At 67.0% G+C, this 7,393-nt stretch carries 6 protein-coding genes; 3 read left to right on the plus strand and 3 right to left on the minus strand.

All coding sequences use genetic code 11. From position 1 onward, the window contains the following. The first annotated feature begins 393 nt into the window (after window positions 1-393). Window positions 394-1,410 (plus strand): AraC family transcriptional regulator, encoded by a 1,017-nt coding sequence (locus AC1D2K_RS25620; protein ID WP_478092025.1) that lies wholly within the window; start codon window positions 394-396, stop codon window positions 1,408-1,410. Between the two features lie 40 nt (window positions 1,411-1,450). Here AC1D2K_RS25620 and AC1D2K_RS25625 read toward each other — a convergent pair whose 3' ends face one another. From AC1D2K_RS25625 to AC1D2K_RS25635, 3 genes are all read right to left on the minus strand, one after another. Then, window positions 1,451-1,741: a hypothetical protein gene (locus AC1D2K_RS25625; RefSeq protein ID WP_478092027.1), complete on the minus strand. Its 291-nt coding sequence runs from the start codon at window positions 1,739-1,741 to the stop codon at window positions 1,451-1,453. 216 nt (window positions 1,742-1,957) lie between these two features. Further along, window positions 1,958-3,514: an acetolactate synthase large subunit gene (locus AC1D2K_RS25630; RefSeq protein ID WP_478092029.1), complete on the minus strand. Its 1,557-nt coding sequence runs from the start codon at window positions 3,512-3,514 to the stop codon at window positions 1,958-1,960. Between the two features lie 60 nt (window positions 3,515-3,574). Continuing rightward, the gene (locus tag AC1D2K_RS25635) at window positions 3,575-4,516 is read right to left on the minus strand and encodes a YeiH family protein (protein WP_478092032.1); all 942 of its coding nucleotides are present in this window, start codon (window positions 4,514-4,516) and stop codon (window positions 3,575-3,577) included. Window positions 4,517-4,741: 225 nt separating this feature from the next. Here AC1D2K_RS25635 and AC1D2K_RS25640 point away from each other — a divergent pair, with 225 nt between their 5' ends. Then, complete coding sequence (locus tag AC1D2K_RS25640) at window positions 4,742-5,668, plus strand: LysR family transcriptional regulator (RefSeq protein ID WP_478092034.1); 927 nt, start codon at window positions 4,742-4,744, stop codon at window positions 5,666-5,668. Between the two features lie 55 nt (window positions 5,669-5,723). After that, window positions 5,724-7,393 (plus strand): AsmA family protein (locus AC1D2K_RS25645; protein WP_478092030.1); only part of this gene is annotated, 1,670 nt, incomplete at its 3' end.

The following is a 7,393-nucleotide window of genomic DNA, read 5'->3' on the forward strand; positions in this document are numbered from 1 at the left end:
TCTGATCACTTGTGCCACTGCTGTCTCCTTGAAGTCCACCGCAGCAGGTCTTGCGATGCATTCACGCTCTGCCTGCCGGTTGGACAAATTCTCGAATCACACGCAGCAAACCCGCTTTGCCGATCACGACAGGTTCTTGCCCAGTCGCGCCGCAAGGGGAAAACCCTGTGAGGGTCTGCACGCAGACTGCGGCACGCGCCCCCAGCCTGCCGAACCCAACAGGATTCGCCATCTCCATCAAAGCCTGCGGCACCCACGCCATTGACCACGCGTTCGGGGCATTGATTCGCGTCTGTGCACTGAATCCCCTACCATTCCCGGATGGGTTCAGGACCACCGCTGCGCTTTGAAACGCCCCTGCCGCAAGCGGCCAAGGGGCCTGGACCTGCCACCATGACGCCCCGCATCCGAAGCATCAGCCTGAACAAGTACTCGAAAGTCGCGCAGGAACTCGGCATCGATCCGATGCGCATGCTCCGGCAGGCGGGCCTGGACCACAGCTGCCTGAACTCACCCGACCTGCTGGTGCCCGAGACAGCCTTCGCCCAACCGCTGGAAGCCTCTTCCGCGCAAGCCGGCAACGCATCGCTCGGATTGCTCATGGGATCGTGCTGGCGGTTGTCGGACTTCGGGCAGATCAGCCTGCTGCTGCAGCACCAGGCCAGCCTGGCCACCCTGCTGCAAACGCTCAAGGACTACCACCACCTGATCAGCACCACCATCACCACKGAAACCGTGACACAGGGGCGGCTGTCCATCATCCAGCTGCAGCTGGACACCGAACGGGAGACGCCGGGGCGCCACCCCATGGAACTGGGCATCACGGCCTTGCTGAGCCTGTGCCGCCACCAACTGGGCAAGGACTGGAACCCGATCGGCGTGCATTTCTCGCACGCGCCTCCCACCAGCACGGCCCATCACCGTCGAGTGCTCGGCAACGAGATCGTGTTTGCCTCGGACTTCGACGGCATCGTGGTGTCCAACCAGGACCTGCAGCTTCTCGACCCGGAGCACGACAGCGGCATGGAGCGGCATGCCCGGTTCCTGATGGACATGCACGCCCCCAGCCAATCCCCGAAGTCCATCGAGCAGCAGGTGCGAAGCGCCATCCAGTCCTTGTTGCCGCACGGCCGCCACAGCATCGCCCAGGTGGCCAGCGCGCTGGGCTGCACGTCACGCTCCCTCCAGCGCCAGCTGGAGAACCACAGCACCAGCTTTCAGGACACCCTGGACGCCGTTCGCAGCCAGGCTGCCATCCGCGCCCTGAAGAACCCGCAGCTCTCTGTCAGCGAGGCCGCCTCACTGGCCGGCTTTGCGGAAAACAGCTCTTTCACGCGCTGGTTCATCAAGCATTTCGACCAAAGCCCGAGCAGCTGGCGGCAGCAGYACCTTCCCCGGCCGCTCTCCTAGGGAAGGTCTGCTGCCGCTCATCCGTGAGGGTGCCAAGGCGTCATGGTCGGGGTTGGCCTGCCAGATCCCGTTCGCGGCGGCAACGCAGATCCGTCATGCGAACAACCTGAGGGGCAGCGTCGATCGAAGCGCCGATCGCCTCGACGGCGCCCCATCGGTTGATCGTCAGCTCGATGCCATATTTTTCTTGCCACAGCTTGCCCATGTCCCGCTCGATGCAGCGTTGAACGTCAAGGTAGCGTTCGGCCATATCGGCGGAGGTGCCGACTTCAGCAAGGGAGAAAGACGAAAGCAGCGTGAGGCACGCGCAGACAAACATGCGGGTCAACATAAGATTTCAGTACAGGTCGAGAAGCGGCAATGGAGTGGTCAATGTAGCCGGGCTGCCGTCGAGGGCGTCATCGCAATGAAGCATTCGTGAGTTTCAAACAGCGACGGGAAGTTCCCGTTCGACTACACGTCGGACGAGCAAAGCTGTTCACAGAGGTTACCCATTCGACAGATTGATGATGGGCTGGGTTGCCATGGACCGGTTTTGCGCTGGCGCTCAGAGAATGGCTTCGATGAGCGTCGGACCCGGCGTTTCGTAGGAGCGCACCAGCGCCTTTCCCAGCGATTCGAGGTCGCCGACCCGGGTGGCGTTCACACCCATGCCCTTGGCCAGGCTCGACCAGTCCAGCGCAGGCCTTTCGAGCGACAGCATGTCCTGCGCCCGAACGCCCGGAGTTCCGGCGCCGACCGCCGCAAGCTCGCCCCGCAGGATGCTGTAGGCGCGGTTCACGAAGATCACCACCGTGATGTCCAGGTTCTCCCGCGCCATGGTCCACAGCGACTGGAGCGTGTACATCCCGCTGCCGTCGCCTTCGAGAGCGAGCACCCGACGTTCCGGAGCAGCCATCGCCGCCCCGACTGCGGCGGGCAAGGCAAAGCCGATCGCACCGCCGCAACTGGTCAGCCAGTCATGAGGGGCGGCCTGCGCGGTCAGCGCATCGAAACCGCGCCCGGTGGTCATCGCCTCTTCGACGACGATCGCGTGCGCAGGCAGCGTGGCGGCCAACGTCCGGCCGATCCCTTCGGGACTCAACGCCCCGGCGAAGGGCGCCTGCGCGTCCTGCTCGACCACGTGGGCCGGTGCGCGACGATTCGCACCCAGCGCTTCGCACAGGGCCGAGAGCGCCTCCTCCGGCAAGTCGTCGGGCGTCGATAGCGTCAGGAACTCACACCCCGGCGCGGACAGCCGCCCAGGCTTGTTCGGATACGCGAAGAATGCAACCGGCGCCTTGGCTCCGACAAGGACGATTCGCTTGAACTTCGCGAGCGCTGCCAGGCCAGGATCGACGGCGTACGGCAGGCGGGGCACGAGGACGCGTCCGGCACCGCGCTCCAGCCGCGCGGTATAGAACTCCGCACGCACTTCGCAGCGCGTGGCCGCGGAGATCTGACCTGCCAGGTTCGTGCACGTCGTGCGCAGCGCGCGATCGCCCAGAAGCAGCAGGGTGGACTGAGGGTCGTCACGCAGGGCCTTGACGATCCGGTCGAAATCTCGCGGGTGCTGCGCGGTCGGCTGTGCCGGCGCTTCCTTGGGCGTCCCCTGGTCATTGGGGACTTCGGACCATGCCACGTTGGCCGGCAGGATCAGCGTCGCGATGCGCGCAGGACGGGAATTCGCCTGGCGAACCGCCTCGGCGCCGTCGGCGGCGATGTCATCGACGGTGGGGCTCGTGCGCACCCACTGGGACATCGAGCCCGCGATGGCGTGGATGTCTGACGTGAGCGGCGCATCCAGCTTCAGGTGGTCGACGGCATGGTCACCGACGATGTTGACGATGCCGGATCGCGCCTTCTTGGCATTGTGGAGATTGGCCAGTCCGTTGCCCAGCCCGGGACCCAGATGGAGCAAGGTGGCGGCCGGACGATCCGCGATCCGGTAGTAGCCATCGGCGGCCCCCGTGACCACGGTCTCGTGCAGGCCCAGCACGCAGCGCATGCCCTCGATCTTGTCGAGCGCGGCGACAAAGTGCATCTCCGAGGTGCCAGGGTTCGTGAAGCACACGTCGACCTTGTGGTCGATGAGCGTGTGGACCAGCTTCTCCGCGCCGTTCATAGGAAGACTCTCGTTGTAGAAGGAAGGTCGATGTTCGAATTCGACAGGGATGCGAGGCCTTCAGTTTCGCATCGCGATGGCGGCCAGTACAAAGCCGGCCATCCACAGCGTCTCGACCAGCAGCAGCGCGAAGGGCCGCCAGCCGGCGCGGGCCAGTTGCCTGAATGAAGTCTTCACGCCCAGCGCCGCAATGGCGACGACCAGGCACGTGCGGGAGACGTCGTTGAGGCCGGTCTGCACCGCCGCCGGCACGCCGCCCAGGGAGTTGAGGATGACCAGGGCCACGAAGACCCACAGAAACCACGGCACCAGGGCCTGCCTGGCGCCGGCGGAAGCGCTGTCGCTCGCCGCACGCTGTCGCTTGAACAGGCCGGACACCACCACCACGACGACGGCCAGCATGGACACACGGAACAGCTTGACGATGGTGGCGTAGTCGCCGGTTTCCTGGTTCAGCATGTAGCCGGCGCCGACGACCTGCGCGACGTCGTGGATCGTTCCGCCCAGAAAAAGCCCGGCCAGCTCGGGCGGCAGATGCAGCAGCTGGGCAACCAGCGGATAGATCACCATCGCCAGGGTCGACAGCACGGTCACGGTCACCACCACCATCAGGGTGAAGCGCTCGCTCTCCTTGTCGCGCGGCAACACCGCCGAGATCGCCAGAGCGGCCGACGCGCCGCAGATGGCGACCGAACCGCCGGACAAGACGGCTTGCGCGCGACTCATGCCCAGGCGACGTCCCAGCAGCACCCCACACAGCAGCGTGGTCACGACGGCGACGATGACGATGGCCGCGGTGCTCCACCCCAGGCCGGCAATCTGACTCGCGGTAATCCGCGCCCCGAGGAGGCCGACGCCCAGTCGCAGCACGGTGCGCGAACAGAATTCGATGCCGGGCCGGGTCTTGGCGTCATGGCTGAGGTAATGAAAAGCCACGCCAAAGAACAGCGCATACAGGAATTGGGGCCCGCCATGCAAAGTGGACACCAGCGTGGCGGCCATCGCGATCACACTGGACAAGGCGGCGCCGGGGAGAAGTTGCCGCAGTTGCTGCGGCAACCAGGCGGGGTGGCCCGTGTCGGCGGCGGAGGTTGGCGACAGGAAACTGAACACTGGAGAATCTCTTTCGAACAGCGTGTGGATTGCACGTGGGAGGGTCGTGGCCCCTTCATGAGCTGGATGGTAGGCAAAGGCTGTTAAAGAAAAAAGCGGATAATAGTGTTCAGAATGATCGATAAATCAAATCAGCAATCATTCCAGCGCCTGCGCCTCAACCTGCGTCAGCTCGAAGTCTTTCTGGCCACGGCGCGCAGCGGCAGCACACGCGCGGCGGCCGACCGGATCGCCCGCTCGCAATCTGCGGCGAGCACCTCGCTGGCCGAACTCGAGGGCGCGCTCGGCGTCGAGCTGTTCGACCGCATCGGCCGACGTCTGCTGCTCAACGAGAACGGGCGCGCGCTGTTGCCCAAGGCCCAAGCCCTGGTCGAGCAGGCGGCCGAGGTGCAGGCCCTGTTCACGGACGAGCACGCTGCGCCTCTGCGCGTTGCCGCCAGCTTCACGATCGGCGAATACCTGTTGCCGAGCCTGGTGTCGCAGTGGACCCAACTGCACCCCAAGAGCCAGATCCATCTGCGCATAGGCAATACCAGCGAAGTGATCGACGCGGTCGCCGCCCTGGATGTCGACATCGGCTTCGTCGAAGGGTCGCAGACGCATTCCGATCTGGTCGTGCGGCCCTGGCTGGATGACGAAATGGTGATCCTCGCTGCACCGGGCCACCCACTGGCGAATCGCTGCGCAACGACCCGCCAGTTGTCCGCCGCCACCTGGGTGCTCCGGGAACACGGTTCCGGCACACGCCAGATCTCGGACGAGTGGTTGCTGAAAAACCTGGGACAGGTCCGCGTCGGCTTCGAACTCGGAAGCACCGAAGCGATCAAGCGCGTGGTGGCGGCGAGCGATGGCCTCGGCTGCCTTTCCCGCTACGCGGTGGAGCAAAGCGTGGCGGACGGGCACCTGGTTGAACTGCGCACACGCCTGCCCAGGGCAAGCCGCCAGCTTTCCATCGTGCTGCACCGTGAAAAGCGGTTGGGCCGCGCGACCACGGATTTCCTGGCGCACTGCAGCGCCGCGGAGCGACACGGCGCGCGCTGAGCGACCCGCACCGAACCGTTGAACCGGGTCGGGGCGCAAGCATGAGAATGCGCGGATGGAGACCAGAACCCCTCGGGACGACAAGAACGGCGGACGCCGCACGGGGCGCCGCGCGCTGATCGCATTGATCGCGCTGTGCGTGCTCGGCCTGCTCGCCGCGGCGGCCTGGGTCGCCTTCCGGCAGGCCTATCCGCCCGCGCGGCTGGCGTCCATGCTCGCGGAGCGCGTGAGCACCGCGACCGGGCGCGACTTCCGCATCGAGGGCGACCTGAACCTGCGCCTCGTGCCGACCTTCGCCATCGAGGCCACGGACGTGGTGCTCGCCAGCCCCCGGGGAAGCACGCACGTCGACACATTGCGGGCCAGGGATGTCGCCTTCGAAGTCTCGCTGCGCGACCTGCTCGCCGGCACCCTGCACATCCTGAGCGTCGACGCCCAGGGCGCCGACATCGGCCTCCCGACCGGGCAGACCCTGCGCATCGAATCGCTGGCGCTGGCCACGACGGACCACCGGAGCCAGTTCACCGCCGAGCTGGCGTTCGGGCCTCAACACTGGAAGGTGAAGGGCGAGGTCGGACCGATCGAGGCGCTGTGGGCCGGCACCGCCGAGTGGCCGCTCGACTTGCGCGCCAGCACCGAGGGTGCTTCCCTCGCGGTCCAGGGCAGCATCGGCACCGGCGAACACGCCGGAGCCTTCGACGCCAGGGTGTCGGTCCGGGTGGATGCGGCGCCGGCGCTGGCGCCGTTCGGCCCGGCGGCACAGATGATCCCGGTGCCGCTCGAATGGCACGCGACGGTGGTGCATGCGCCGGCGCAGTGGCGCGCCGATCCGATGGCGCTGTCGGTGGCCGGACAACGCCTGACCGGCAACGCGACTCTCAAGCTCGGCGACGCGCCATTGCGGCTCGAGGCAGCACTGTCGGCGGCCGCGCTGAGCCTCCCGCGGCTGCCGGCCATCTCGGCCTTCCAGGCCCATGTCAATTTCAGTCCCGGACGGCTGCAGGTCGAGCCGTTCAGCTTTGCCATCGCCGGCGGCCAGGCCCGGGGACAGCTCCGGGTCGCGCTGCACCCCGATGCCGCACCGCACATCGACCTGCAACTGAGCGCCAGGTCGATGTCGGTCGAGGCACTGGACGCGGCGCACCCAGGCAGTCGGCGCTTCAAGGGCGGCCATGCCGACCTCGAAGCCAAGCTCGCGATGTCCGGCCGCACGCCCGCGGCGCTGGCCGCGTCATCGAGCGGCAGCGCCCTGCTGAGCGCCCGCGACGTCGGGCTGGTGGGCCGGGGCGCAGCGCTGGACCGCGACCTCCTCTCGCGCCTGATCGATGCGCTGATCCCGAGCAACGTGCCGCGCGACGACCTGGTCGTGCAGTGCGCCGTCGCACAGCTGCCTCTGCGCGACGGCGTGGCGGCGATCGACCGCTCGATCGCGGTGGAAACGCAGCAGATCGCGGTCTCGGCCAGCGGCGAGATCAATCTCGCCCGGCAGACCCTCTCGCTGGCGTTCCGGCCCCAGGTCAAGCGGGGCCTCGACCTGAAAGCGAGCAGCCTGGTCGAGCTGATGCTGCTCCAGGGCCCGCTCGACGCACCCGAGCTGAGCATCAATCCGCGCGGTGCCGTGCACCAGGCCGCCAACGTGGGCGTGGCCGCCGCGACCGGCGGGATCTCGCTGCTGGCGCCGGCGCTGCGCGCCGCAGCCGGCGAGCCGTCGGCCTGCGACCGGGC

This window comes from Variovorax sp. P1_H12_2 (genome assembly GCF_056405335.1).